This window comes from Brevibacillus centrosporus, from assembly GCF_003710815.1.
Taxonomy (GTDB): domain Bacteria; phylum Bacillota; class Bacilli; order Brevibacillales; family Brevibacillaceae; genus Brevibacillus; species Brevibacillus centrosporus.
Map to the genome: position 1 here is coordinate 31884 of NZ_RHHP01000035.1, position 25048 is coordinate 56931.

Sequence of the window (25048 nt, forward strand, 5' to 3'; positions counted from 1 at the left end):
CCCACCTGATATTATATTCAAGTGTGCCTGACATCTGTACTTTGGAGGATATGAAAATCATGTCTTATGAAAAAGTAGAGCGGGCCAAGGAGTTAACGATCGGTATCAAGCAAACGATTAAAGCTGTAGAACACCAACAGGTAGAAGCGGTTTACATCGCAATTGATGCTGATAAGCGTTTGACCCAAAAAGTCGAGCTCCTTTGCAAAGAGAAGGGTGTTCCAGTCATTCATGTAGATTCCATGCGTCGATTAGGCAAAGCGTGCGGAATCGAAGTGGGAGCAGCTACGGCTGCGATTAAAAAGAGTGGTTAACGATGTTTTTGTCCGTGTTTACACGTTGCGTAGGTTTGGACAAGGACTTTCTATTTGACCCAAAATGACTCACCTGGATCTGTGGTCTTGAGATTGGGTATTAAGAAGGGAGGTAACATCATGCCTACAATTAACCAATTGGTACGTAAAGGTCGCGAGGATAAGGTTGTGAAGTCGAAGTCCCCAGCTCTTCAAAAAGGGTACAACAGCTTCAAGAAATCCCAAACCAACCAAAGCTCTCCTCAAAAACGTGGTGTTTGCACCCGTGTAGGTACCATGACTCCGAAAAAACCAAACTCCGCGTTGCGTAAATATGCTCGTGTGCGTTTGACTAACGGTATCGAGGTAACAGCTTACATCGGTGGTATTGGCCACAACCTGCAAGAGCATAGCGTCGTGCTTGTGCGCGGCGGTCGTGTAAAAGACTTGCCAGGGGTACGCTACCATATCGTTCGTGGTGCTCTTGACACTGCTGGTGTGAACAACCGTAAACAAGGTCGTTCCAAGTACGGTACTAAACGTCCGAAACCAGGTCAAGCAGCTGCAGCAGCGAAAAAGAAATAAGAAAACGCCCGTGAGTTGGCGTGAATTGATAACGAAAAGAAGGAGGGAATACGATGCCTCGTAAAGGTCCTGTAACCCGTCGTGACGTGCTGCCTGACCCTATTCACAACAGCAAGTTGGTTACTCGTTTGATTAACCGTCTGATGTTGGATGGTAAGCGCGGTGTAGCTCAGAACATTCTCTACAACGCATTTGACATCATCCAGGAGCGCACAGGTCGCAACCCGATGGAAGTTTTCGAAGAAGCACTGAAAAACGTAATGCCAGTACTGGAAGTAAAAGCTCGCCGTGTAGGTGGTGCTAACTACCAAGTACCAATCGAAGTAAAACCGGAGCGCCGCACCACTCTTGGTCTGCGTTGGATGGTTAACTACTCCCGTAACCGCGGTGAGAAAACCATGGAACAACGCCTGGCTAACGAGATCATGGATGCTGCTAACAACACCGGTGCAGCAGTGAAAAAGCGTGAAGACACGCACAAGATGGCTGAAGCGAACAAAGCGTTTGCTCACTATCGCTGGTAGGAAATTGAATCGGGTGTCCGTCTTGGATGCCCGTTTATTCAAAAACACGAGTATGGAAGGAGCATACCTGAATGGCTCGCGAGTTCTCTTTGCCGAATACGCGTAATATCGGTATCATGGCTCACATCGATGCTGGTAAGACGACAACGACTGAGCGTATTCTGTTCTACACTGGTCGCGTTCATAAGATTGGTGAGGTGCACGAAGGTGCAGCTACCATGGACTGGATGGAACAAGAGCAAGAGCGCGGTATCACCATCACTTCGGCTGCTACTACTGCTCAATGGAATGGTCATCGAATCAACATTATCGACACACCAGGCCACGTAGACTTCACTGTAGAAGTTGAGCGCTCCCTGCGCGTTCTTGACGGCGCTGTTACCGTTTTTGACGCAAAAGGTGGCGTTGAGCCGCAAACCGAAACTGTATGGCGCCAAGCTGACCGCTATGGCGTACCGCGTATGTGCTACATCAACAAAATGGATATTCTGGGTGCTAACTTCGAAATGACCCTGGGCCAGATCAAAACTCGCCTGGGTGCAAATCCAGTAGCTATTCAATATCCAATCGGTGCAGAAGACCATTTCAAAGGCATGGTTGACCTGATCGAAATGAAGGCAATCGTGTACACGGATGACCTGGGTAAAACTTCTGATTCCACTGAAATCCCTGCTGATCTGAAAGAAAGATGTGATGAGCTTCGTCTCGCATTGGTTGAAGCAGCAGCAGAACAAGACGAAGAGCTCATGATGAAGTACTTGGAAGGCGAAGAGCTGACCAACGACGAAATTCGTGCTGCTCTGCGTAAAGGTACAATCGAGTGCAAACTGACTCCTGTAATGTGCGGTTCTTCTTATCGTAACAAAGGTGTTCAGCCTATGCTCGACAACGTAGTTGCTTATCTGCCATCTCCGGTAGATATCCCAGCAATCAAAGGTACTCTGCCTGACACTGAAGACGAAGTTGAACGTCCTGCTGACGACAACGGTCCGTTCTCTGCTCTTGCTTTCAAGATCATGACTGACCCGTACGTAGGCCGTCTGACTTTCTTCCGCGTTTACTCTGGCGTACTGAACTCCGGTTCTTACGTTCTGAACTCTACTAAAGGTAAACGTGAACGTGTAGGTCGTATCCTGCAAATGCACGCAAACCACCGCGAAGAGATCCAAACGGTTTACTCCGGTGACATTGCTGCAGCTGTAGGTTTGAAAGATACTACAACTGGTGACACTCTGTGCGATGAAAAGTCTCCTGTAATTCTGGAGTCCATGGAATTCCCAGAGCCAGTTATCTCTGTTGCGATCGAACCAAAATCCAAAGCAGACCAAGACAAGATGGGTATCGGCCTGTCCAAGCTGGCTGAAGAGGATCCAACGTTCCGTACGCGCACAGACGAAGAGACTGGTCAAACAATCATCTCCGGTATGGGTGAGCTTCACCTGGAGATCATCGTTGACCGTCTGAAACGCGAATTTAAAGTCGAGTCGAACGTAGGTGCACCACAAGTTGCTTACCGCGAGACATTCCGCAAAGAAGCAAAAGTGGAAGGTAAATTCGTTCGTCAGTCCGGTGGTCGTGGTCAATACGGTCACGTTTGGGTGGAGTTCGCTCCTCTCGAACCTGGTCAAGGCTTCCAATTCGAAAACAAAATCGTCGGTGGTGTAGTACCGCGTGAATACATCCCTGCTGTTCAGGCAGGTATCGAAGAATCGATGAAAAATGGTGTTATCGCCGGCTTCCCGCTGGTTGATATCAAAGCAACTATCGTAGACGGTAGCTACCATGATGTCGACTCCTCCGAGATGGCATTTAAAGTAGCAGGTTCTCTCGCTCTGAAAGAAGCTGCGAAAAAATGTGGCGCAGTATTGCTCGAGCCAATCATGAAAGTAGAAGTTACAATGCCAGAAGAGTACATGGGCGACGTAATGGGCGACCTGAACTCCCGCCGCGGTCGTATCGAAGGTATGGAAGCTCGTGCAAATGCACAAGTTATCCGTGCAATGGTACCACTGTCCGAGATGTTTGGTTACTCCACAATTCTTCGTTCCCGTACCCAAGGCCGTGGCGTTTACTCCATGGTGCTCGACCACTACGAAGAAGTACCGAAATTCATCGCTGAAGAAATCGTTAAGAAATCCAAAGGCGAATAATTTCTGGTTCGACTTTATCTTGAAACAGGAAAGGTTTACAATATTGAAGGGACAACCCCGGATAGGGTAAACCTTTCTTCAACACATATACCCTTATATATAAGGAGGCTTTTCTCTCATGGCAAAAGCGAAATTTGAACGGAATAAACCACACGTTAACATTGGTACTATTGGTCACGTTGACCATGGTAAAACTACCCTGACTGCTGCTATTACAACTGTATTGGCACAACAAGGTAAAGCACAAGCTATGAACTACGCTGCAATTGACGCTGCTCCAGAAGAAAAAGAGCGCGGTATCACAATCAACACTGCACACGTTGAGTATGAAACTGACAACCGTCACTATGCACACGTTGACTGCCCTGGTCACGCGGACTATGTGAAAAACATGATTACTGGTGCTGCTCAAATGGACGGCGCAATCCTGGTTGTATCCGCAGCTGATGGCCCAATGCCACAAACTCGCGAACACATCCTGTTGTCCAAACAAGTAGGTGTACCATACATCGTAGTATTCATGAACAAATGCGACATGGTAGACGATGAAGAGTTGTTGGAACTGGTTGAAATGGAAATCCGTGACCTGCTGTCCCAATACGACTTCCCAGGTGACGACACTCCAGTAATCAAAGGTTCTGCTAAAGAAGCTTTGGATAACCCAACTGGTGACTGGGCTAAGAAAATCGCTGAGTTGATGGACGCTGTTGACAGCTACATCCCAACTCCTGAGCGTGCAACTGACAAGCCTTTCTTGATGCCTGTAGAGGACGTGTTCACGATCACTGGTCGTGGTACAGTTGCAACTGGTCGCGTAGAGCGCGGTGTAGTTAAAGTTGGTGACCAAGTTGAAATCATCGGCTTGGCTGAAGAAACTAAAAACACAACTGTAACTGGCGTTGAGATGTTCCGCAAATTGCTGGATTCCGCTCAAGCTGGTGACAACATCGGTGCTTTGCTGCGCGGTGTTGACCGTAAAGATATCGAGCGTGGACAATGCTTGGCGAAACCAGGTTCCGTTAAGCCTTACACCAAGTTCAAAGCAGAAGTTTACGTTCTGTCCAAAGAAGAAGGCGGACGTCACACTCCTTTCTTTGCTAACTACCGTCCACAATTCTACTTCCGTACAACTGACGTAACAGGTATCATCCAACTGCCAGAAGGCGTTGAAATGATCATGCCTGGCGACAACACTGAGTTCACTGTTGAACTGATCGCTCCAGTAGCGATGGAACAAGGTACTCGCTTCGCTATCCGCGAAGGTGGCCGTACAGTAGGCGCTGGCGTTGTAGCTTCCATCGAAGCTTAATTGATCTAAAGAAGAACCCGACAACCTCGTGTTGTCGGGTTTTTTACTTTTGTTTACTTCCATTTATCGGATTTTTTCATGACTCCCATCAAAATGATTCAGCCAGAGGGATTGTGGGAATGTGCTACAATACGATCAGGATTTGGATGGGGGAAGAGAGATGAAAAACAAAGAGCGATTATTGTTTGTAATGCTGGCTGGGGTAGTGACTCTCTGGGGCTTGAATGTCGTGATGGTGAAGTATCTGACCATGTTTCCGCCGATGTATGTAGCGGCAATCCGAATGACCATTGCAGGGGTCTTTTTAGCACCGATTCTTCTTCGATACCGAAACAACCTGAGAATTGGGTGGACCAATTGGCTCTTAGCTGCAGGGGTAGGAGCAACCTCGATTGCTCTTCATCAAATTACATTGGCAACTGGAGTACAATATACATCTGCGGGGAATGCATCGTTGATTTTAGGACTGAATCCTCTGGCAACGGCTTTACTGGCGATGGTGTTGTTGGGGGAAGGAATGTCCTGGCGTAAAGCATGGGGAATTGCGATTGGTTTTGCGGGAGTATTAATCGTAGTCATTTCTCAGCATGGCGGCATTCATGTGAATGGATGGGGAGACGCCATTATGTTTTTCTCCATGCTGATGTATGTGGCAGGTGGATTGTTTATTCGAAAGCTCTCCTTACGAGGAGTACCGGTCTTATTAATTACGGTACTGTCACAGTGGTTCGGGGTTCTGTTTTTATGGATAGCCGCTTTAATGGTGCAACCAGCTTCTTATTATATAGGTTTGGATGTAACGCCATTCCAATGGCTCGTGATTCTGACATCTGCTGTGCTTTCCACCGCTGTTGGTTCGGTGGGTTGGAACTATGGGATTCGTCAACTAGGTGCAAGCAGAACGGCAGTATTTTTGAACGGAATGCCGTTGGCTAGCTTGTTGTTCGCCGCTTTGTTTTTAGGTGAGCGGCTGCTACTGGTCCATTTGCTTGCATTACTAATGATTGTAGGTGGCGTCTATCTAGGATCTCGGAGTCAGCTAAAGCCGAATTCCGCCCCGAGTGTAGTGCCATCCGATATAACGAAAAAAGCGTAGGGATACCCCCTACGCTTCTTCGTTTTGCTCCCATTGGTTAATCATATGGTGGGCCGTGAGTCGAAGTCTGTCAAAAATCTGTTGGCGAATGCCGCTTTCTATCCCTGTCTGATCCATAGCCTTCTCCATGCATTGCAGCCAAGCTGCTGCTTGATCAGCACCGATAGGAAAACGCATATGCCGAGCGCGCAGCATGGGATGGCCGTGGATGTCAGAGTAAAGGGTAGGCCCGCCTAAGAACTGCGTGAGAAACTGATACTGCCGTTCTTTGACGGGAGTCAGATCCTCAGGAAAAAGAGGAGCTAGATCCGGGTGACGTTTCACATGGTTATAAAAAATATCGACAAGACGAGCCAAAGTCTCAGCTCCGCCAATGCGCTCATATGGGGTAAGGTTGTCCGTAGACATCGAGCAGGTAACCTCCTTTGCATTGAAAAATCCACCCCTAGTATAACGTGTTTCTTCTATTATAGATAGCAGAGGGGCAAAGTTGGCAACCAATCCCGCTTGCGTTTTTTGGACGAGATCTGTAATATGGTCAAAGTGAGCCAATTGCGGTTAGCTCGCTTGTACAAAAAAAGTACGGAAGCCTAAGAAAAAACTTGCGTTGCCCAATGCTTTTTAGTACAATAGTGAATGTTGGTCATGGACTTGCGATGATGTGGGAGGTTGCTGACACACCCGGCCCCTTTGCCATGACCGGGGTGCAGGATATTTCCACGGAGAAATGTCTGTTTAGAAAATGGGCGAAAAAGGAGGGACTAAAATGGCAAAGCAAAAGATTCGTATTCGTTTGAAGGCGTATGATCACAAAATCCTGGATCAGTCTGCAGAGAAAATCGTAGACACTGCGAAGCGTTCCGGTGCAAATGTATCCGGTCCAATTCCACTCCCTACGGAGAAAGCTGTTTACACTATCCTGCGTGCGGTTCATAAGTACAAAGATTCTCGCGAGCAATTCGAGATGCGTACTCACAAGCGTTTGATCGACATTCTGAATCCTACACCACAAACAGTAGATGCTTTGATGCGTCTGGATCTGCCATCTGGCGTGGATATCGAGATCAAGCTGTAAGGTCCCAAAACGCGATACACGCGCAGGCGTTGTCTTGCTAAGCGTGTTATACCAAGCATCAAACCCCTGAAATGGCACCCCTGCGCATCGGTGGGGACTTGATACAACATTAAAACGTTTTGTTGAAATAAGCACAGGAGGTGGCACTAATGACCAAAGGAATCTTAGGGAAAAAACTTGGCATGACTCAAGTTTTTGGTCCAAACGGAACAGCGATTGCTGTAACGGTCATCGAGGCTGGTTCTAACGTAGTTCTCCAAAAGAAAGACCTGGAGAATGACGGTTATGAAGCAATTCAAATCGGCTTTGAAGACAAAAAAGAGCAGCGCGCTAACAAGCCGGAAAAAGGACATGCAGCGAAAGCTAACACTGCTCCTAAGCGCTTCGTTCGCGAAATTCGCGGAGTTAACCTCGCAGACTTTGAGGTTGGTCAAGAGTTGAAAGCTGACATTTTTGCTGAGGGAGAAATCGTTGACGTAGCTGGCGTATCCAAGGGTAAAGGTTTTCAAGGTGCGATCAAACGTCACAATCAATCCCGCGGTCCTATGGCTCACGGTTCGCGCTACCATCGCGGCCCAGGTTCTATGGGTGCTGTAGCTCCAAACCGCGTGTTTAAAGGTCAAACACTGCCAGGTCAAATGGGTGGCGACAACGTAACCATTCAAAACCTGGAAGTAGTAAAAGTAGATGCTGAACGTAACCTGATTCTCGTTAAAGGCTCCGTGCCTGGTCCGAAAAACAGCTGCGTATTGGTATCCACGGCAGTCAAGAAGAACTAGTTAGGAAAGGAGGAACTGACATGCCGAAAGTAGCTCTTTATAACCAATCCGGTTCTCAAGTTGGCGAAATCGAATTGGCAGACAGCGTGTTTGGTATCGAGCCTAACAGCGCAGTTCTGTTCGATGCGATCGTGATGCAGCAAGCATCCCAACGTCAAGGAACTCATGATGTAAAGAACCGCTCTGAAGTACGTGGTGGTGGCCGCAAGCCATGGCGCCAAAAAGGTACAGGTCGCGCACGCCAAGGTTCCATTCGCTCTCCGCAATGGAAAGGTGGCGGTGTTGTATTCGGTCCAACTCCGCGCAAATACGGTTACAAACTGAACCGTAAAGTTCGTCGTTTGGCTCTGAAATCCGCTCTGTCCACAAAAGTTCAAAACAATGAACTGTTGGTATTGGAAGCTCTGAATTTCGCAGCTCCTAAGACCAAAGAAATGACTGCTGTACTCAGCAGCCTGAAAGTAGATCGCAAAGTTCTGATCGTTACCTCCGAGTATGATCAAAACGTTGCTCTCTCTTCCCGCAACATCCCAGGTGCAAAAATCGTAGATGCTGCAGGCATTAACGTTCTGGATCTGGTAGCGCATGACAAAGTAATCGTGACGAAAGAAGCGGTTGCGAAAGTAGAGGAGGTGCTCGCATAATGAAGAGCCTTCATGATGTTCTTAAACGCCCTGTCATTACCGAGCGCACCACTGACATGATGGCTGAGAAAAAGTACGTTTTCGAAGTACCACTCAAAGCCAACAAGACAGAGATCAAGCAAGCTGTTGAAAAAGTATTTGGCGTAAAAGTAGAAGCAGTTAACACCGTTCGTGTTCCTGCGAAACCAAAACGCTACGGAAAATACTCCGGTTACACCTCTGAGTGGAAGAAAGCGATCGTAAAGCTGACTGATGACAGCAAAGAATTGGCCTTCTACGAGGGAGTATAACCTCGACGACTACCGAAAAGGAGGGTATTAACATGGGTCTCAAGAAGTTTAAACCGACTTCTCCTGGTCGTCGCCAAATGACGGTTTCTACTTTCGAGGAGATTACTACTTCAACTCCCGAAAAATCCTTGCTCGCGCCTCTTTCCAAAAAAGCTGGCCGTAATAACCAAGGAAGAATTACCGTTCGTCATCAAGGTGGCGGTCACAAACGTAAATACCGTATTATCGACTTCAAGCGTAACAAAGATGGCATCGTAGGTCGCGTAGCTACTATCGAGTACGATCCAAACCGTTCCGCTAACATCGCACTGATCAACTATGCTGACGGTGAAAAACGTTACATCCTCGCTCCTCACAACCTGAAAGTGGGCGATGAGATCGTATCTGGTGCAGATGCCGACATCAAAATCGGTAACGCATTGCCACTGGAAAAAATTCCAGTTGGTACTACGATCCACAACATTGAGCTGAAACCTGGTAAAGGTGGCCAACTGGTTCGTGCAGCTGGTACATCCGCTCAATTGCTCGGTCGTGATGGTGAGTTCGTAATCGTACGCCTTTCTTCCGGTGAAACTCGCCGCATTCATAACGTATGCCGCGCTACCATCGGTCAAGTAGGTAACCTGGATCATGAACTGGTTAACATCGGTAAAGCAGGTCGTTCCCGTTGGTTGGGTATTCGTCCAACTGTACGTGGTAGCGTAATGAACCCTAACGATCACCCACACGGTGGTGGTGAAGGCCGCGCTCCAATCGGACGTAAAGCACCTGTTACTCCTTGGGGTAAACCAACTCTGGGTCTCAAGACTCGCAAGAAGAAGAACAAATCCGATCAATACATTATCCGCCGTCGCAAGAAGTAAGCTAGGCTGATACTATAACCGAACGCCTTTGGCGAAGGGAGGTTCACTAATGGGACGTAGCTTAAAAAAGGGTCCTTTCGTGGATGACCACTTGATGAAAAAAGTTGACGAGCAAAATGAAAAGAACGAGAAGCGCGTGATCAAAACTTGGTCCCGTCGTTCCACCATCTTCCCTCAGTTCGTAGGACATACTTTTGCTGTGTACGATGGTCGTAAACATGTACCAGTGTATGTTTCGGAAGACATGGTTGGTCATAAATTGGGTGAATTCGCACCAACTCGTACCTTCAAGGGTCACGTCGACAACGACAAGAAATCCAAGAAGCGCTAATTTTCTCTTGACAGAGAGGAGGTACAAAGATGGAAGCAAAAGCAGTTGCTCGCAATATTCGCATCGCGTCTCGTAAAGTCCGCCTGGTGGTTGACTTGATCAGAGGCAAGCAAGTAGGTGAAGCTTTGGCGATCCTGAAACACACGCCTAAAGCAGCATCTCCAGTTGTTGAAAAGCTCCTGAAGTCGGCTATTGCAAACGCTGAGCACAACTATGAGCTGGATCCAAACAACCTCGTAGTGGGCAAAATCTTCGTAGACCAAGGTCCTACGTTGAAGCGTTTCCGTCCGCGCGCTATGGGCCGCGCTAGCCGCATCCATAAACGCACGAGCCACATCACCGTGGTACTAAACGAGAAATAAGGAGGGATTACGTGTGGGTCAAAAGGTAAGCCCGGTCGGTCTTCGTATCGGTGTCATCCGTGACTGGGAGTCCAAGTGGTACGCTGACAAGGACTTTGCGACACTGTTGCATGAAGACTTGAAAATCCGCAAGTTTGTAAAAGGGCGTCTGAAAGATGCTGCAGTATCCACAATCGAAATCGAGCGCGCAGCTAATCGCGTGAACGTTACGATTCACACCGCTAAGCCTGGTATGGTAATTGGTAAAGGTGGAGCAGAGGTAGAAATTCTGCGTAAATCCTTGACTGATCTGACTGGCAAGCGTGTACACATCAACATCAACGAAGTAAAACGTCCGGATCTGGATGCTACTCTGGTAGCTGAAAACATTGCACGCCAACTGGAAAACCGCATTTCCTTCCGCCGTGCGCAAAAGCAATCGATCACTCGTACGCTGCGCGCTGGTGCAAAAGGTATCAAAACCTTGGTTAGCGGTCGCCTGGGCGGTGCTGATATCGCACGTTCTGAAGGTTACAGCGAAGGTACAGTTCCTCTTCACACTCTGCGTGCTGACATCGACTACGGTACTGCTGAAGCACATACCACTTATGGTCGTATCGGTGTAAAAGTGTGGATCTATCGTGGAGAAGTCCTTCCGGCGAGAAAGAACGTCGCTACTGAGGAAGGAGGCAAGTAATCATGTTGACGCCAAAACGCGTGAAACACCGTAAACAACACCGCGGAAAAATGGCTGGTAACGCTAAAGGCGGTACTACTGTTGCGTTCGGTGAATACGGATTGCAAGCATTGGAACCATCTTGGGTAACAAACCGTCAAATCGAGGCAGCTCGTATTGCGATGACTCGTTACATCAAACGTGGTGGTAAGGTTTGGATTAAAATCTTCCCTGATAAACCAATTACGCAAAAACCGCTCGAAGTACGGATGGGTTCCGGTAAAGGTTCTCCTGAGAAATGGGTAGCGGTAGTGAAGCCAGGCAAGATCATGTTTGAACTTGCTGGCGTTCCTGAAGAAGTCGCTCGCGAAGCTATGCGTCTGGCTATGCACAAACTGCCTATCAAGTGCAAGTTCGTGAAGCGTGAAGAAGTGGGTGGTGACGCACATGAAGGCTAATGAGTACCGTAACTTGACCACTGCCGAGATCGAACAAAACGTCGCTTCTTTGAAAGAAGAGTTGTTCAACCTTCGTTTCCAGCTGGCTACGGGTCAACTCGAAACCACATCTCGCATTAAACAAGTGCGTAAGGATATCGCACGTGCGAAAACCATCCTGCGCCAGAGAGAATTGGGAATCGGCTAATTAAAGGAAGGAGGTTTGAACGATGACCGCAGAACGCAATATGCGTCGAACAGTTACTGGTCGCGTTGTTTCCGACAAGATGGATAAGACCATCGTTGTTCTGGTTGAAACTTACAAGACTCACCCGCTGTACGGCAAACGCGTGAAGTACTCCAAAAAGTTCAAGGCTCACGACGAGAACAACACGGCAAAAGTGGGCGACATCGTAGAAATCATGGAAACACGTCCATTGTCCAAAGACAAACGTTTCCGTTTGGTACGTATCGTCGAAGAGGCAGTAATCGTATAAGTCAGATTTTCGGATATCAAATCCGAAAGGAGGAACAGTAAATGATCCAAACTCAGACGAGATTGGCTGTTGCTGACAACTCCGGTGCAAAGGAACTCATGTGCATCAAGGTTCTGGGTGGTTCCGGTCGCAAAACGGCGAACATCGGCGATGTTATCGTGTGCTCCGTTAAATCCGCTACACCCGGCGGCGTTGTCAAGAAAGGTCAAGTAGTTAAAGCGGTTGTAGTACGCACAGTAAGCGGCGTTCGTCGTCAGGATGGTTCTTACATCCGTTTCGATGAAAATGCAGCAGTAGTTATCAAAGACGACAGATCCCCACGTGGAACTCGTATCTTTGGACCTGTAGCTCGTGAGCTCCGCGACAAGGATTTCATGAAGATCATCTCTCTGGCTCCAGAGGTTATCTAATTGAACGGCAAAACTCAGGCAGTTTGTTCGATAGGAGGTGCACCAAGCGATGCACGTTAAAAAAGGCGACACTGTTATCGTAAATGCGGGTAAAGATAAAGGCAAAAAAGGTCGCGTTCTCGCTGCTTATCCGAAGAAAGAACGCGTTCTGGTTGAAGGTATCAACCTCGTTAAGAAACACAGCCGTCCGTCTCAAGCTAACCCGCAAGGTGGCATTGTGACTCAAGAAGCAGCGATTCACGTTTCCAATGTATCTTTGATCGATCCGAAGTCCGGAAAAGCTACTCGCATCGGTTACAAAGTATTGGAGAACGGCAAGAAAGTTCGGTACGCGAAAAAGTCTGGCGAAGTACTCGACAAGTAGTCAGGTTGGAAAGGAGGATGTCCTTAGATGGCAACAAGACTGAAAGAAAAGTATACCAATGAAATCGTGCCTGGCTTGATGAGCAAGTTTGCTTATACTTCCATCATGCAAGTGCCGAAAGTTGAAAAGATCATCATCAACATGGGTGTAGGCGAAGCGGTTGCTAACGCTAAATCCTTGGATACTGCGGTAGAAGACCTGCAGATCATTGCTGGTCAAAAACCTGTAGTAACACGCGCTAAGAAATCCATCGCTGGTTTCAAACTGCGTGAAGGTATGCCGATCGGTGCGAAGGTTACTCTGCGCGGCGAGCGTATGTACCACTTCCTCGACAAGCTGATGAACGTATCTCTTCCACGTGTACGTGACTTCCGTGGAATCTCTTCCAAGGCATTTGACGGCCGTGGTAACTACACACTTGGTCTGAAGGAACAACTGATCTTCCCTGAGATCGAGTACGATAAAATTGACAAGGTACGCGGTATGGACATCGTAATTGTCACTTCCGCGAAAACGGATGAGGAAGCACGTGAACTGCTGACTCAAATGGGTATGCCATTCCGTAAATAAACCCACTCGTAAGGAGGGAAGAATGTGGCAAAGAAATCAATGATCATCAAGCAACAGCGGGAGCCGAAGTTTGCAGTACGCGCGTACACTCGTTGCGAGCGTTGCGGACGTCCTCACTCCGTATTGCGCAAATTCAAACTCTGCCGTATTTGCTTCCGTGAACTTGCTTATAAAGGTCAAATTCCAGGCGTGAAAAAAGCAAGCTGGTAATTTGAAACGGGAAGGAGGTTTTCTCTCATGGTTATGACTGATCCAATCGCAGATATGTTGACACGCATTCGTAACGCCAACATGGTTCGCCACGAGAAAGTGGAAATCCCGGCGTCCACCATCAAGAAGGAAATCGCGCGCATTCTGAAAGAAGAAGGATTCATCCGCGATGCGGAGTTTGTTGAGGACAACAAACAAGGAATCATCCGCGTTTTCCTGAAGTACGGTGCTGAAAACGAGCGCGTAATCACAGGTCTGAAACGTATCTCCAAACCAGGTCTTCGTGTTTATGCAAAGAACAATGAAGTACCAAAGGTTTTGGGTGGCCTCGGTTGCGCAATCATCTCCACATCCGCTGGTGTGATGACGGACAAGCAAGCTCGTCAAGCAGCAGTTGGTGGAGAAGTACTCGCATACATTTGGTAATCCAACAGAATTGATAAATAGCACAGGAGGTGCACCACATGTCTCGTGTCGGTAGAAAACCGATCGTGGTACCTGCAGGCGTTACCCTCACTCTGAACGGAACTGAGCTGACGGTAAAGGGCCCTAAGGGTCAACTCGTTCGTAACTTTCATGAAGATATCAAAATCAACATCGCTGAGAACGAAGTAGTTGTTGAGCGTCCTAGCGACAACAAATTGCATCGTTCCCTTCACGGTACGACTCGTGCGCTTGTTGCCAACATGGTAAAAGGCGTATCGGAAGGCTTCACTCGCACTCTGGAACTGGTCGGTGTAGGTTACCGTGCAGCTAAATCCGGATCCGGTGTAACACTGTCTCTCGGTTTCTCCCATCCAGTTGAGGTAACTCCTGAAGCTGGTATTGAAATCGACGTGCCAAACCAAACCACTCTGGTGGTTAAAGGGATCAACAAAGAGCGCGTAGGTCAAGTTGCCGCTGAAATCCGTGCACTGCGCAAACCTGAGCCATACAAAGGTAAAGGTATCAAGTACAGTGATGAAGTGGTTCGTCGTAAAGAAGGTAAAAAAGGTAAATAAGCTTCTAGCTTCATGAGAAAGGAGGCCGCTTAATGTTTACGAAAGCTGATAAAAACAAAGCTCGGAAAAAACGTCACCTGCGCATCCGCAAACGCGTGATTGGTTCTACCATTCGCCCGCGTCTGAACGTGTTCCGTTCTTCTAAGCACATCTACGCTCAACTGATCGACGATGCAACTGGAGTAACTCTGGTATCTGCATCCTCTCTGGATAAAGAGCTGGGCCTGAAAAATGGCGCTAACGTGGAAGCTGCTACAGCTGTTGGTACACTGATCGCTAAGCGTGCACAAGAAAAAGGTGCAACTGAAGTGATTTTTGACCGCGGCGGTTACATCTATCATGGACGTATTAAAGCACTGGCAGAAGCAGCTCGCGAAGCTGGTCTGCAATTCTAACAACAAGGAGGGTAAGGAATGCGTATCGACCCTAGCAAATTAGAGCTCGAAGAAAAAGTAGTCGCTGTTAACCGTGTAGCTAAAACGGTTAAGGGTGGACGTCGTATGAGCTTTAGCGCCCTGGTTGTTGTGGGTGACCGTAACGGCCATGTAGGTGCTGGTATGGGTAAAGCTCAAGAGGTTCCAGACGCTATTCGCAAAGCGATTGACGACGCTAAGAAAAAACTGATCCGTGTACCAATGAGAGGAACGACTGTTCCGCACGAAGTACTGTGCCAATTTGGTGCTGGTAAAGTTCTCATCAAACCTGCTTCTGCCGGTACTGGTGTAATCGCAGGTGGACCTATCCGTGCCGTTCTTGAACTGGCTGGTGTAGGTGACGTTTTGAGTAAGTCTCTTGGTTCCAACAATCCTATCAACATGGTCAACGCTACGCTGGAGGGCCTGGGCCGTCTGAAAACAGCGGAAGATGTCGCGAAATTGCGCGGTAAGACTGTTGACGAGTTGTTGGGTTAATAAGGGAGGGAATGAACATGGCAAAATTGCAAATCACCCTCACACGTAGCCTGATCGGACGTCCAGTAGGACAACAGGAAACTGTAAAAGCACTGGGTCTTCGTAAAATCAACTCCACTGTAGTGAAGGAAGACAACGCTGCTATCCGTGGAATGGTTTTCAAAGTGAAGCACTTGGTTGACGTGAAAGAAGTATAATTGAACATCTCAAGAGTTAGGAGGTGCAACGTATGAAATTGCATGAACTGCAACCTGCAGAAGGATCCCGTCACACTCGTAAGCGCATCGGTCGCGGTATTGGTAGCGGTACTGGCAAAACTGCTGGTAAAGGTCACAAAGGTCAAAACGCTCGTTCCGGTGGCGGCGTACGCCCAGGTTTCGAGGGTGGTCAAAACCCATTGTACCGTCGTCTGCCTAAGCGCGGTTTCACTAACATCAGCCGTAAAGAATTCGCGATTGTTAGCCTGGACGCGCTGAACCGTTTTGAAGAGGGTACTGTAGTAACACCTGAGCTTCTGAAAGAAACCGGTGTTATCAGTGCGCTGCGCGACGGTGTTAAGGTTCTTGCTAACGGCGAACTGACAGTGAAGCTGACTGTAAAAGCTCACAAGTTCTCCGGAGCTGCTGCTGAGAAGATCGCACAAGTCGGTGGAACAACCGAGGTGATCTAATGTTAGCGTCCTTAACTAACATTTTTAAGATTAGCGACCTGCGTCGTAAAATCCTGTTTACGCTCATGATGTTGGTAGTATTCCGGATCGGAAGCTTTGTACCAGTTCCTAACGTAAACGTCGAGTTGTTTCAGCAGAACACAAACCACTTGCTTGGATTGTTGAACACCTTTTCTGGTGGAGCTCTGAAAAACTTCTCGATTTTTGCTATGGGTATCATGCCGTATATTACGGCGTCGATTATCATGCAGCTGTTATCGATGGACGTTGTTCCAAAGCTTACGCAATGGGCACGTGAAGGTGAGGTTGGTCGACGCAAGATCGCTACGGTTACCCGCTACAGCACAATTGTCCTCGGTGCGATTCAATCCGTCGGGATGACAATTGGATTCAATAATATGGCGCCTGGCTTGCTCAGCGATACATCCGTTGGCAGCTATGCACTCATTGCATTGACACTGACAGCAGGTACCGCGTTCTTGATGTGGATGGGTGAACAGATTACCGAGAAAGGTATCGGTAACGGGATTTCGATCCTGATCGTATCCGGTATCATCGCGAACATTCCTAATGGAATCGAAACGATCTACTCGACTCAGTTCGCTGATCCATCCCAGAACATTTTCTTCAGCATCGTCAAAGTTGTGATTATCTTGCTGGTGATCCTCGCTATTATTGTCGGGGTTATCTTTATACAGCAAGGTGTGCGTAAGATTCCAGTGCAATATGCCAAACGCGTGGTTGGACGGAAAATGTACGGTGGTCAATCTACCCACATTCCACTGAAAGTCAACTCGGCTGGTGTTATTCCTGTTATCTTCTCCATCTCGCTTGTAATTTTCCCTTCGACAATCGCTCAGTTCTGGGTTGACCAATCCGGAACAGGTATTGCCAACTGGATTTATCAAAACTTCCAAGTTAGTGCACCGCTTGGAATGGCTTTGTACGCCATCTTGATTATCGGGTTTACTTATTTCTATACCTTTGTACAGATGAATCCTGTGCAAATGGCAGAGAACATGAGGAAAAATGGCGGTTACATTCCTGGTATTCGACCTGGTAAAAACACTGAGGTGTACATTACTCGTACATTGAACCGCTTAACATTGGCGGGCGCTCTCTTCCTGATGCTGATTTCCATCTTGCCGTTCTTCTTCAGCAAGCTGGCAAATCTGCCGCAGTCGATTTATATCGGTGGTACTTCGCTCTTGATCGTAATCGGGGTTGCCCTGGATACGATGAAACAGATCGAAAGCCAGATGATCAAGCGTCACTACCAAGGGTTCATCAAGTAATACCTGGGTTTTTACAGAAAAGCCTCTGTAAGCTTTTCTTTATGGGACGGAGGGAATGGACGTGAATATAATTCTGATGGGACTGCCTGGAGCCGGTAAAGGTACACAGGCAGAACGAATCGTTGAAGAGTTTAACATCCCGCACATTTCGACTGGTGATATGTTCCGCGCAGCAGTCAAGAATGAGACACCACTTGGGCTTGAAGCGAAGTCCTACATGGATAAAGGCTTGCTCGTTCCAGATGAAGTGGTTATCGGGATCGTGCGGGAACGTCTGTCGATGGACGACTGCGAAAAAGGGTTTCTCTTGGATGGATTCCCTCGCACCGTTCCACAGGCAGAAGCGTTGACAGCGACTGTTAAGGAACTGGGACGCGAAATTGATCACGTCATTAATATCAATGTTCGTCGGGAACTCTTGATTGAACGTCTGACCGGTCGCTGGATCTGCCCAGTATGTGGAGCTAGCTATCATACGATGTTCAACCCTCCAAAAGAGGCTGGTGTATGTGATAAAGATGGTGGTAAACTGTATCAGCGTGAAGACGACAAGCCGGAAGTGGTAGCACAACGACTTGATGTCAACATTGCTCAAACACAACCACTGATCGATTATTACTCCGCTCAGGAGCTCCTGCGAGATATTAATGGAGAGCAAGATATCCAGGTAGTGTTTGCGGAAATTAAGTCTCTGCTAAGAGGGTAATTGCGAATGATTATCCTGAAGTCGAAATCAGAACTTGAGGTTATGCGCGAAGCAGGTCGCATTGTCGCACTCACCCATCAAGAACTGGCCAAGGCGATCAAGCCTGGTGTTACGACAAAGCAACTTGACGAAATTGCCGAGACGTTTATCCGTAGCATGGGAGCAATTCCATCATTTAAAGGCTACGGTGGCTTTCCAGGAAGTATCTGTGCTTCAGTCAATGAAGAACTCGTACACGGGATCCCAGGAAAGCGGATGCTGCAAGAGGGAGACATCATTAGTTTGGACATTGGTGCCCAGTTTGAAGGGTTCCATGGAGACTCCGCTTGGACGTATCCGGTTGGGACAGTTTCTGTTGAAAATCAGAATCTGCTGCGAGTGACAGAAGAGTCGTTGTTCAAGGGGCTTGAAAAAGCTGTACCAGGAGCGCGATTGTCTGATATCTCTCATGCCATTCAGATTCATGCAGAAGCTGCCGGCTTCACGCTCGTTCGCGAGTATGTGGGGCATGGGATTGGGCAAAACTTGCACGAAGATCCGCAGGTTCCTAACTACGGGCCTCCCGATCGAGGTCCCCGTTTGAAACCAGGCATGGTGTTGGCGATTGAGCCAATGGTAAATGCCGGCGAACGTTATGTCCGCACATTGGAGGACAATTGGACGGTAGTAACAGTGGATCGGAAAACATGTGCTCATTTTGAACACACCATCGCGATAACGGAAGATGGTCATGAGATTTTTACACGTCTGTAAACGATGGAATCCTCAAAATGGGGATTGTCGTCCAACGTGTCGACGATAAGTTCGTTGTGTGATCATTTCGCAAAACTCATGGTCTGACTGAAGAGCAGAAGAAAGGAGAGTTTACCATGGCAAAAGATGATGTAATTGAGGTGGAAGGAACGGTAATCGAGCCTTTGCCGAATGCTATGTTTCGGGTAGAATTAGAGAATGGACACAAGATCCTTGCTCATGTCTCCGGAAAAATCCGCATGCACTTTATCCGTATCCTGCCTGGGGATAAAGTAACTGTTGAACTGTCGCCGTACGACTTAACCCGCGGACGTATTACGTACCGCTATAAATAGTTAGTAAAACCCCTAGAAAAGGGAGGCAAGAACCATGAAAGTGAGACCTTCGGTTAAACCGATCTGCGAGAAATGCAAGGTTATCCGTCGTAAAGGTAACGTAATGGTTATTTGTGAAAATCCTAAGCATAAGCAAAAACAAGGGTAAACAAGGAGGTGCTTTTTACACATGGCACGTATTGCAGGCGTTGACTTGCCACGCGAAAAACGCGTTGAAGTCGCTCTTACCTACATCTTTGGTATTGGCCGCCCCACGTCTCAAAAAATTCTGTCTGCCACTGGCGTAGATGTGAACACTCGCGTTCGTGATCTGACAGAAGACGAAGTTGCTAAACTTCGTGAGTACATTGACAAAACCGTCAAGGTGGAAGGCGATCTCCGTCGTGAGATTTCCCTGAACATCAAGCGTCTGATGGAAATCGGCTGCTTCCGCGGTATTCGTCATCGTCGTGGACTTCCAGTTCGCGGTCAACGTACTAAAACAAATGCTCGTACGCGCAAAGGTCCACGCCGTACAGTAGCTAACAAGAAGAAGTAAAGGAGGGTAATCTGACATGGCGAAAAGAAAACAGGCTACAGCTGCTCGTACCCGTCGTCGTGACCGTAAGAATGTTGAAGTCGGTGTAGCACACATCCGTTCTACATTCAACAACACGATTGTGACGATCACTGATCCACACGGAAACGCGATCTCTTGGTCCAGTGCTGGTTCCCTCGGTTTCAAGGGTTCCCGCAAAAGCACTCCATTTGCTGCGCAAATGGCTGCTGAAGCGGCTGCTCGTGTTGCGATGGAACACGGCATGCGTTCTCTTGAAGTATCAGTAAAAGGCCCAGGTGCTGGTCGTGAAGCTGCGATCCGTTCCCTGCAAGCTACTGGTCTTGAAGTGAACATGATTAAAGACGTGACGCCAATTCCGCACAACGGTTGCCGTCCACCAAAACGTCGCCGCGTGTAACTGGTTTATATCGTTCAGAACATGTCCATACTAGAATGGTAAATTCTGATTTATAGCTTGTCATGCACGCAAACGGTAAACCGCCGGGGAAATTCCTGAGTGGGCACGTATGCGGCCCACCCAAGGATTTCGACGTTTTGAAGGAGGGTTTGTTTAATGATAGAAATAGAAAAACCAAAAATCGAGGTTGTGGAAGTTAGCGACGATAACTCGTATGGAAAGTTTGTTGTAGAACCTCTTGAGCGTGGATATGGAACTACCCTTGGCAACTCGCTGAGACGAATTTTACTTTCGTCCTTGCCAGGCGCGGCAGTTCGTACCGTGCAAATCGATGGGGTTCTTCACGAGTTCTCTACGGTGGAAGGCGTCGTTGAAGATGTAACCGAGATCATCCTGAACATCAAAGGCTTGGCGCTGAAGATCCATTCCGATGAAGAAAAAGTAATCGAGATCGATGCAGAAGGCGAAGGCGTTGTCAAAGCGGGAGATATCCGTGCTGACAGTGATGTGGAGGTCTTAAACCCTGATCTTCATATTGCAACGTTGGCGAATGGCGGTCGTCTGCATATCCGCATGACAGCTGGACGTGGTCGTGGTTATGTTCAATCAGATGGAAATAAATCGGAGGATCTCCCAATTGGTGTGATTCCGATTGATTCGATCTACACGCCGATCAAGCGCGTTAACTATCAAGTGGAAAATACCCGTGTAGGGCAAATGACCAACTATGACAAGTTGACCCTTGAGGTTTGGGCAAACGGCAGCATCAGTCCGGAAGAGGCCGTTAGCCTCGGCGCCAAAATCATGACGGAACACCTGAACCTGTTTGTCGGTCTGACCGACGAGGCGAAAGATGCTGAAATCATGGTAGAAAAGGAAGAAGACAAGAAAGAGAAAGTGCTCGAGATGACTATTGAAGAGCTCGATCTTTCTGTTCGTTCCTACAACTGCTTGAAGCGTGCCGGTATCAACACCGTGCAAGAGCTGACGCAGAAGACCGAAGAGGACATGATGAAAGTGCGCAACCTGGGACGCAAATCTCTGGAAGAAGTTCAAGAAAAGTTGGCTGAGTTGGGTCTTTCCCTCCGCAGCGACGACTAGAGACAGTAGAATACCCGTAAGCACGCTCTGTTCTCTCGAGTAAGAGGGAGGTAAGAACATGGCACAACGTAAATTGGGTCGTCGTAGCGATGCACGTAAAGCGCTGTTCCGCGACTTGGTAACTGACCTGATCATCAACGAGCGCATCGAAACTACAGAGATGAAGGCGAAAGAACTGCGCCCAATCGCTGAGAAAATGATCACGCTCGCGAAACGTGGCGATCTGCACGCTCGTCGTCAAGTAGCTGCTTTCGTTCGTAAAGAAGTTGCGAACGAAGAAGGCCGCGATGCAGTTCAAAAACTGTTCGATGAAATCGCTCCTCGCTTTAAAGAGCGTAACGGCGGATACACTCGTATCCTGAAAGCCGGCCCTCGTCGTGGCGATGCTGCACCGATGGCTTACATCGAATTCGTTTAATAGATCCATACAATCTGGTCGTTATACCAAGAACTTGGGACTCGTTCCCCTTTCTTGGAGACTACCGCGAAAAGGGTGGGGGCAGATCTGGTCATAGGCTGGACTCTGATTCAACCCTTTTTTCCTTTATGGAGAGAAAAGCGGATTCCCTGTGAAGGCTGGGGAGGATGTGAACGCCTCATGAAAGAGGAAAGCTTGCTGGCATTTCGAGATGTTTCTTTTTCGTATGATGGTGAAGAAGGACAACGAATACCTGTACTCAAAAGCGTGGACCTGACGATCGAGAAAGGCTCGTTTGTCTCTGTACTGGGGCACAACGGGTCTGGGAAATCTACGCTGGCAAAGCTTATGAATGCGTTGCTTTTGCCAGAGAAGGGCACCATCATCGTCAGTGGTTTCGATACGAAGAACGAAGAAATGCTCTGGGAGATCCGCAGGCATGTAGGAATGGTCTTTCAAAATCCGGACAATCAAATTGTCGGCGCTACTGTCGAGGATGACGTGGCATTTGGCCTGGAGAACATGGGCGTGGATCCCGGGGAGATGCGTAAACGGATTGATGAAGCACTTCACTCGGTTGGGATGGAAAAGTACTTGATGGCGCAGCCGCACCGTTTATCAGGCGGACAAAAGCAGCGCGTGGCTATTGCAGGAATCATGGCGATGAGGCCATCTCTTATCATTTTGGATGAGGCGACTGCGATGCTTGATCCACAGGGGCGACAGGAAGTCATGGACTTGGCCAGACGACTGAACCGAGAAGAAGGTATCACGATCATCAACATTACGCATTTTCCGGAAGAAGCTGTCTTTTCTGATCATGTGACGGTCATGAATGCAGGAGAAGTCCTGCTGGAAGGTTCGCCACATGACGTATTCAGCCAGGTAGAACGGCTCCAATCCGTAGGGCTGGATGTACCGTTTGCTGTTCGGGTACGCCATGCGCTTGCCGCGAAAGGAATCGAACTACCGTTTGTACTGCACCAAGAGGAGCTGGTGGAGCACGTATGCAGATTACTTTTGACAAAGTAAGCCATATCTACGGCAAAGGAACGCCGTTTGAACGACTTGCCTTGCAGGAGATTTCCTTGACGATTCCTTCAGGTTCCTTTGTAGGCATTATTGGGCAAACTGGCTCCGGTAAATCCACCTTAATCCAGCATTTGAACGGGCTGCTTTCCCCGTCTTCAGGCCGTATACAGCTGGGGGATGTGGAAATTACTTCTTCTAAGCGTATGCCGCATGTGAGACGTCGGGATATCGGTTTGGTTTTCCAGTATCCTGAGCATCAACTGTTTGAAGAGACGGTAGCGAAAGACGTCTCGTTTGGACCACTGAATTTTGACTTACCCGTGGAAATGGTTGAATCACGGACACGGGAGTCACTTGAAGTGGTCGGGCTTGATTACGAAGCGATCAAGGATCGTTCGCCCTTTCAATTGAGTGGCGGACAAATGAGACGTGTGGCGATTGCGGGTGTGCTGGCAATGCAGCCAAAGGTGCTGGTTTTGGATGAACCGACGGCTGGGCTTGATCCTGCCGGTCGCAAAGCGATTCTGGAAGGGATCTACCGCATTCATCGCGAACAGGGGCTGACGACCTTGCTGGTTACACACAGCATGGAGGAGGCAGCAAGCTATGCGGATTACTTGCTCGTGATGGCAGACGGAAAGGTCGCTCTGCAGGGGCCGCCTCGCGAAGTGTTTGAGCAGGTAGATTTGTTGAAACAGCTGTCTCTTGATGTACCGGAAACTGTCACATTGGTTTCTCGGATGAATCAATCGTTGCCGGACAACGAGCATTTGCCGCACTCCCTTTATCGGGAAGAAGAGCTGATTGACCATCTGCTGAAACGGCTGTCCGTGCCAAAGGAGCGATAGGCATGCTACAGAACATTGCGATCGGTCAGTACGTACCAGGACAGTCCTTTCTTCACCGCGCGGACCCGCGAAGCAAGCTGCTCTTTATTATCCTTTTTGCTACGTTGGTATTTTTGGCAAACAATGCGATAACCTACGCGGTCCTTATCGCGTTTACCCTGATCACGGCCTTGCTGTCCAGACTTTCGCTCTCTTATATTTTGAAAAGCTTGAAGCCGGTCTGGATCTTGATTCTGTTTACCGTTGTTCTTCATATTTTCATAACAAAAGGTGGAACCGTTTATTATCAATGGGGAAGCTTCACGATTGAGGAAGAGGGAGTGCGTCAAGCGATCTTTATTTCCTTGCGATTGGGACTTCTCATTTTGATCAGTTCCTTTTTGACGTTGACGACGTCGCCTATTGATTTGACGGAAGGCTTGGAGCGACTGCTGGGACCCTTTGGGCGCGTAGGAGTACCGGTCCACGAGATTGCGCTGATGATGTCTATCGCGCTGCGTTTTATCCCAACGCTCATGGAAGAGACGGACAAGATCATCAAGGCGCAGACAGCAAGAGGAGCCAATTTTAGCAGCGGCAGCCTTCTACGCCGTGCAAAGAATCTCATTCCAATCGCGATTCCGCTGTTTATCAGCGCGTTTCGTCGTGCCGAGGAGCTCGCTTTGGCGATGGAGGCGCGTGGATATCGAGGAGGCGTCGGGAGGACAAGGCTGAACAAGCTGGCATTTTCCTGGCGGGATAGCTGCGTGGCTGTCGCAGGAGTTGTGCTGTTGTTTGTGATAGGGTGGTGGCGTTCTTGAGACGGCTAAAAGGTGTCGTAGCTTATGACGGTACCGATTTCAGTGGTTTTCAGGTACAGCCTGATCAGGTGACGGTACAAGGAGAGATTGAGGCAGCTTTGCTGCGTATTACGGGCGAGGAGATCCAGATATCTGGGTCGGGACGTACCGATGCTGGCGTTCATGCGCGAGGCCAGGTCATTCATTTTGACACGGCTAGCCATATCCCTCTGGAAAAATGGGGATTTGTGTTGAACAATCAACTGCCGGATGCGATCGTCGTACGTTCCGTGGAAGAGGTAGAACCGACCTTTCACGCCCGTTTTGATGTGCAGGTAAAGGAATACCGCTATTGCATCGACAACCGTCCTGTAGCCGATGTGTTTCGGCATCGATATGCGGATCATATTCGGTTTCCGCTGGATGTAGAGGCGATGCAAAGAGCGGCGCGCCATCTGGTAGGTGAACACGACTTTACGTCTTTTTGTTCGGCAAAGACCTACGTAGAGGACAAGGTCCGTACGGTTTACGGTTTGACTGTCGAGCGCACGGGGGACGAGGTCTGGGTGACGTGTCGGGGAAACGGTTTTTTGTACAACATGGTCAGGATCATTGTAGGAACATTGGTGGAAGTTGGACAAGGCAAGCGCCCGCCCGACGAGCTGATGGAGATTCTCGCAGCGTGTGACAGGGAGAGGGCTGGAAAGACAGCTCCTGCCAAAGGTCTGACGATGTGGGAAGTCGTCTATTAGGTTCTCAATTTCCAGTTAATAGAGCAAGTGCAGGCACTTGACTCTGA

At 48.5% G+C, this 25048-nt stretch carries 41 protein-coding genes; 40 read left to right on the plus strand and 1 reads right to left on the minus strand.

The window, feature by feature from the left end:
• Positions 1-59: 59 nt before the first annotated feature.
• From EDM55_RS23645 to EDM55_RS23670, 6 genes are all read left to right on the plus strand, one after another.
• Positions 60-314 carry a 50S ribosomal protein L7ae-like protein gene (locus EDM55_RS23645; protein WP_092276967.1) on the plus strand — a complete coding sequence of 85 codons (255 nt, stop codon included), beginning with the start codon at positions 60-62 and terminating at the stop codon, positions 312-314.
• Positions 315-434: 120 nt separating this feature from the next.
• A complete protein-coding gene (gene rpsL, locus EDM55_RS23650) occupies positions 435-878 on the plus strand; it encodes a 30S ribosomal protein S12 (protein ID WP_005828873.1) in 444 nt (147 codons plus the stop codon).
• 53 nt (positions 879-931) lie between these two features.
• Complete coding sequence (rpsG, locus tag EDM55_RS23655; RefSeq protein WP_007716226.1) at positions 932-1402, plus strand: 30S ribosomal protein S7; 471 nt, start codon at positions 932-934, stop codon at positions 1400-1402.
• A gap of 71 nt (positions 1403-1473) precedes the next feature.
• Complete coding sequence (fusA, locus tag EDM55_RS23660; RefSeq protein WP_092276970.1) at positions 1474-3552, plus strand: elongation factor G; 2079 nt, start codon at positions 1474-1476, stop codon at positions 3550-3552.
• Between the two features lie 118 nt (positions 3553-3670).
• The gene (gene tuf / locus EDM55_RS23665; protein ID WP_092276973.1) at positions 3671-4861 is read left to right on the plus strand and encodes an elongation factor Tu; all 1191 of its coding nucleotides are present in this window, start codon (positions 3671-3673) and stop codon (positions 4859-4861) included.
• A 160-nt stretch (positions 4862-5021) separates the two neighbouring features.
• Positions 5022-5957, plus strand: coding sequence for a DMT family transporter (locus tag EDM55_RS23670; protein WP_122961534.1), 936 nt, complete (start codon positions 5022-5024; stop codon positions 5955-5957).
• A 9-nt stretch (positions 5958-5966) separates the two neighbouring features.
• On the opposite strand, the gene EDM55_RS23675 is transcribed toward EDM55_RS23670, so the two are convergent.
• Positions 5967-6365: a globin domain-containing protein gene (locus EDM55_RS23675; RefSeq protein WP_122961535.1), complete on the minus strand. Its 399-nt coding sequence runs from the start codon at positions 6363-6365 to the stop codon at positions 5967-5969.
• Between the two features lie 358 nt (positions 6366-6723).
• On the opposite strand from EDM55_RS23675, the gene rpsJ reads away from it, so the two are divergent.
• The 34 genes from rpsJ (at position 6724) to truA (ending at position 25001) form a co-directional block, all read left to right on the plus strand.
• Complete coding sequence (rpsJ, locus tag EDM55_RS23685) at positions 6724-7032, plus strand: 30S ribosomal protein S10 (RefSeq protein ID WP_005828858.1); 309 nt, start codon at positions 6724-6726, stop codon at positions 7030-7032.
• 149 nt (positions 7033-7181) lie between these two features.
• Entirely contained in the window at positions 7182-7811 is a 630-nt protein-coding gene (gene rplC, locus EDM55_RS23690; protein WP_092276984.1) for a 50S ribosomal protein L3, read from the plus strand.
• 20 nt (positions 7812-7831) lie between these two features.
• On the plus strand, positions 7832-8455 hold the full coding sequence (rplD, locus tag EDM55_RS23695; protein WP_092276987.1) for a 50S ribosomal protein L4: 624 nt from the start codon (positions 7832-7834) through the stop codon (positions 8453-8455).
• Complete coding sequence (rplW, locus tag EDM55_RS23700; RefSeq protein ID WP_007716243.1) at positions 8455-8745, plus strand: 50S ribosomal protein L23; 291 nt, start codon at positions 8455-8457, stop codon at positions 8743-8745. Before rplD ends, rplW begins: the two co-directional genes overlap by 1 nt.
• A 32-nt stretch (positions 8746-8777) precedes the next feature.
• Positions 8778-9608 carry a 50S ribosomal protein L2 gene (gene rplB / locus EDM55_RS23705; RefSeq protein WP_092276990.1) on the plus strand — a complete coding sequence of 277 codons (831 nt, stop codon included), beginning with the start codon at positions 8778-8780 and terminating at the stop codon, positions 9606-9608.
• 49 nt (positions 9609-9657) lie between these two features.
• Positions 9658-9939 carry a 30S ribosomal protein S19 gene (gene rpsS / locus EDM55_RS23710; RefSeq protein WP_092276993.1) on the plus strand — a complete coding sequence of 94 codons (282 nt, stop codon included), beginning with the start codon at positions 9658-9660 and terminating at the stop codon, positions 9937-9939.
• A 29-nt stretch (positions 9940-9968) separates the two neighbouring features.
• Entirely contained in the window at positions 9969-10301 is a 333-nt protein-coding gene (rplV, locus tag EDM55_RS23715) for a 50S ribosomal protein L22 (RefSeq protein ID WP_092276996.1), read from the plus strand.
• 13 nt (positions 10302-10314) lie between these two features.
• The gene (gene rpsC / locus EDM55_RS23720; protein WP_005828842.1) at positions 10315-10977 is read left to right on the plus strand and encodes a 30S ribosomal protein S3; all 663 of its coding nucleotides are present in this window, start codon (positions 10315-10317) and stop codon (positions 10975-10977) included.
• 2 nt (positions 10978-10979) lie between these two features.
• Entirely contained in the window at positions 10980-11414 is a 435-nt protein-coding gene (gene rplP / locus EDM55_RS23725) for a 50S ribosomal protein L16 (RefSeq protein ID WP_007787078.1), read from the plus strand.
• The gene (rpmC, locus tag EDM55_RS23730) at positions 11404-11601 is read left to right on the plus strand and encodes a 50S ribosomal protein L29 (protein WP_092276999.1); all 198 of its coding nucleotides are present in this window, start codon (positions 11404-11406) and stop codon (positions 11599-11601) included. Before rplP ends, rpmC begins: the two co-directional genes overlap by 11 nt.
• Positions 11602-11623: 22 nt before the next feature.
• Positions 11624-11890 carry a 30S ribosomal protein S17 gene (gene rpsQ / locus EDM55_RS23735; RefSeq protein ID WP_092277002.1) on the plus strand — a complete coding sequence of 89 codons (267 nt, stop codon included), beginning with the start codon at positions 11624-11626 and terminating at the stop codon, positions 11888-11890.
• 41 nt (positions 11891-11931) lie between these two features.
• Positions 11932-12300, plus strand: coding sequence for a 50S ribosomal protein L14 (gene rplN, locus EDM55_RS23740; protein ID WP_092277005.1), 369 nt, complete (start codon positions 11932-11934; stop codon positions 12298-12300).
• Between the two features lie 49 nt (positions 12301-12349).
• The gene (rplX, locus tag EDM55_RS23745) at positions 12350-12664 is read left to right on the plus strand and encodes a 50S ribosomal protein L24 (RefSeq protein WP_092277008.1); all 315 of its coding nucleotides are present in this window, start codon (positions 12350-12352) and stop codon (positions 12662-12664) included.
• A 27-nt stretch (positions 12665-12691) separates the two neighbouring features.
• Positions 12692-13234, plus strand: coding sequence for a 50S ribosomal protein L5 (gene rplE, locus EDM55_RS23750; protein ID WP_092277011.1), 543 nt, complete (start codon positions 12692-12694; stop codon positions 13232-13234).
• A 24-nt stretch (positions 13235-13258) separates the two neighbouring features.
• Complete coding sequence (locus tag EDM55_RS23755; RefSeq protein ID WP_007716256.1) at positions 13259-13444, plus strand: type Z 30S ribosomal protein S14; 186 nt, start codon at positions 13259-13261, stop codon at positions 13442-13444.
• 27 nt (positions 13445-13471) lie between these two features.
• Positions 13472-13870: a 30S ribosomal protein S8 gene (rpsH, locus tag EDM55_RS23760; protein ID WP_092277014.1), complete on the plus strand. Its 399-nt coding sequence runs from the start codon at positions 13472-13474 to the stop codon at positions 13868-13870.
• 38 nt (positions 13871-13908) lie between these two features.
• Entirely contained in the window at positions 13909-14445 is a 537-nt protein-coding gene (rplF, locus tag EDM55_RS23765) for a 50S ribosomal protein L6 (RefSeq protein WP_092277017.1), read from the plus strand.
• Between the two features lie 32 nt (positions 14446-14477).
• Positions 14478-14840 (plus strand): 50S ribosomal protein L18, encoded by a 363-nt coding sequence (rplR, locus tag EDM55_RS23770; protein WP_047074697.1) that lies wholly within the window; start codon positions 14478-14480, stop codon positions 14838-14840.
• Positions 14841-14858: 18 nt separating this feature from the next.
• Positions 14859-15356: a 30S ribosomal protein S5 gene (rpsE, locus tag EDM55_RS23775; protein WP_055746222.1), complete on the plus strand. Its 498-nt coding sequence runs from the start codon at positions 14859-14861 to the stop codon at positions 15354-15356.
• 17 nt (positions 15357-15373) lie between these two features.
• On the plus strand, positions 15374-15553 hold the full coding sequence (gene rpmD / locus EDM55_RS23780) for a 50S ribosomal protein L30 (protein ID WP_092277020.1): 180 nt from the start codon (positions 15374-15376) through the stop codon (positions 15551-15553).
• A gap of 32 nt (positions 15554-15585) precedes the next feature.
• A complete protein-coding gene (gene rplO, locus EDM55_RS23785) occupies positions 15586-16026 on the plus strand; it encodes a 50S ribosomal protein L15 (protein ID WP_007716272.1) in 441 nt (146 codons plus the stop codon).
• On the plus strand, positions 16026-17321 hold the full coding sequence (secY, locus tag EDM55_RS23790) for a preprotein translocase subunit SecY (RefSeq protein ID WP_092277024.1): 1296 nt from the start codon (positions 16026-16028) through the stop codon (positions 17319-17321). The genes rplO and secY overlap by 1 nt, the downstream gene beginning before the upstream one ends.
• Positions 17322-17382: 61 nt before the next feature.
• Positions 17383-18027, plus strand: coding sequence for an adenylate kinase (locus EDM55_RS23795; protein ID WP_092277027.1), 645 nt, complete (start codon positions 17383-17385; stop codon positions 18025-18027).
• Positions 18028-18033: 6 nt separating this feature from the next.
• On the plus strand, positions 18034-18780 hold the full coding sequence (map, locus tag EDM55_RS23800; protein WP_092277030.1) for a type I methionyl aminopeptidase: 747 nt from the start codon (positions 18034-18036) through the stop codon (positions 18778-18780).
• Between the two features lie 116 nt (positions 18781-18896).
• Positions 18897-19115: a translation initiation factor IF-1 gene (infA, locus tag EDM55_RS23805; protein WP_023558720.1), complete on the plus strand. Its 219-nt coding sequence runs from the start codon at positions 18897-18899 to the stop codon at positions 19113-19115.
• 34 nt (positions 19116-19149) lie between these two features.
• Entirely contained in the window at positions 19150-19263 is a 114-nt protein-coding gene (gene rpmJ / locus EDM55_RS23810) for a 50S ribosomal protein L36 (RefSeq protein ID WP_003333770.1), read from the plus strand.
• Between the two features lie 21 nt (positions 19264-19284).
• Positions 19285-19653 carry a 30S ribosomal protein S13 gene (gene rpsM / locus EDM55_RS23815; protein ID WP_092277034.1) on the plus strand — a complete coding sequence of 123 codons (369 nt, stop codon included), beginning with the start codon at positions 19285-19287 and terminating at the stop codon, positions 19651-19653.
• Positions 19654-19669: 16 nt separating this feature from the next.
• Positions 19670-20071, plus strand: coding sequence for a 30S ribosomal protein S11 (gene rpsK, locus EDM55_RS23820; RefSeq protein ID WP_092277038.1), 402 nt, complete (start codon positions 19670-19672; stop codon positions 20069-20071).
• A 156-nt stretch (positions 20072-20227) separates the two neighbouring features.
• Positions 20228-21172, plus strand: coding sequence for a DNA-directed RNA polymerase subunit alpha (locus EDM55_RS23825; protein WP_049742248.1), 945 nt, complete (start codon positions 20228-20230; stop codon positions 21170-21172).
• A gap of 58 nt (positions 21173-21230) precedes the next feature.
• Positions 21231-21590, plus strand: a complete 360-nt coding sequence (rplQ, locus tag EDM55_RS23830) for a 50S ribosomal protein L17 (protein ID WP_092277041.1) — start codon at positions 21231-21233, stop codon at positions 21588-21590.
• A gap of 180 nt (positions 21591-21770) precedes the next feature.
• Positions 21771-22622, plus strand: a complete 852-nt coding sequence (locus EDM55_RS23835; RefSeq protein WP_092277044.1) for an energy-coupling factor transporter ATPase — start codon at positions 21771-21773, stop codon at positions 22620-22622.
• Positions 22598-23470 carry an energy-coupling factor transporter ATPase gene (locus EDM55_RS23840; RefSeq protein WP_122961537.1) on the plus strand — a complete coding sequence of 291 codons (873 nt, stop codon included), beginning with the start codon at positions 22598-22600 and terminating at the stop codon, positions 23468-23470. The genes EDM55_RS23835 and EDM55_RS23840 overlap by 25 nt, the downstream gene beginning before the upstream one ends.
• Positions 23471-23472: 2 nt before the next feature.
• A complete protein-coding gene (locus EDM55_RS23845) occupies positions 23473-24270 on the plus strand; it encodes an energy-coupling factor transporter transmembrane component T family protein (protein ID WP_092277047.1) in 798 nt (265 codons plus the stop codon).
• The gene (truA, locus tag EDM55_RS23850; protein WP_092277050.1) at positions 24267-25001 is read left to right on the plus strand and encodes a tRNA pseudouridine(38-40) synthase TruA; all 735 of its coding nucleotides are present in this window, start codon (positions 24267-24269) and stop codon (positions 24999-25001) included. Before EDM55_RS23845 ends, truA begins: the two co-directional genes overlap by 4 nt.
• Positions 25002-25048 lie beyond the last annotated feature (47 nt).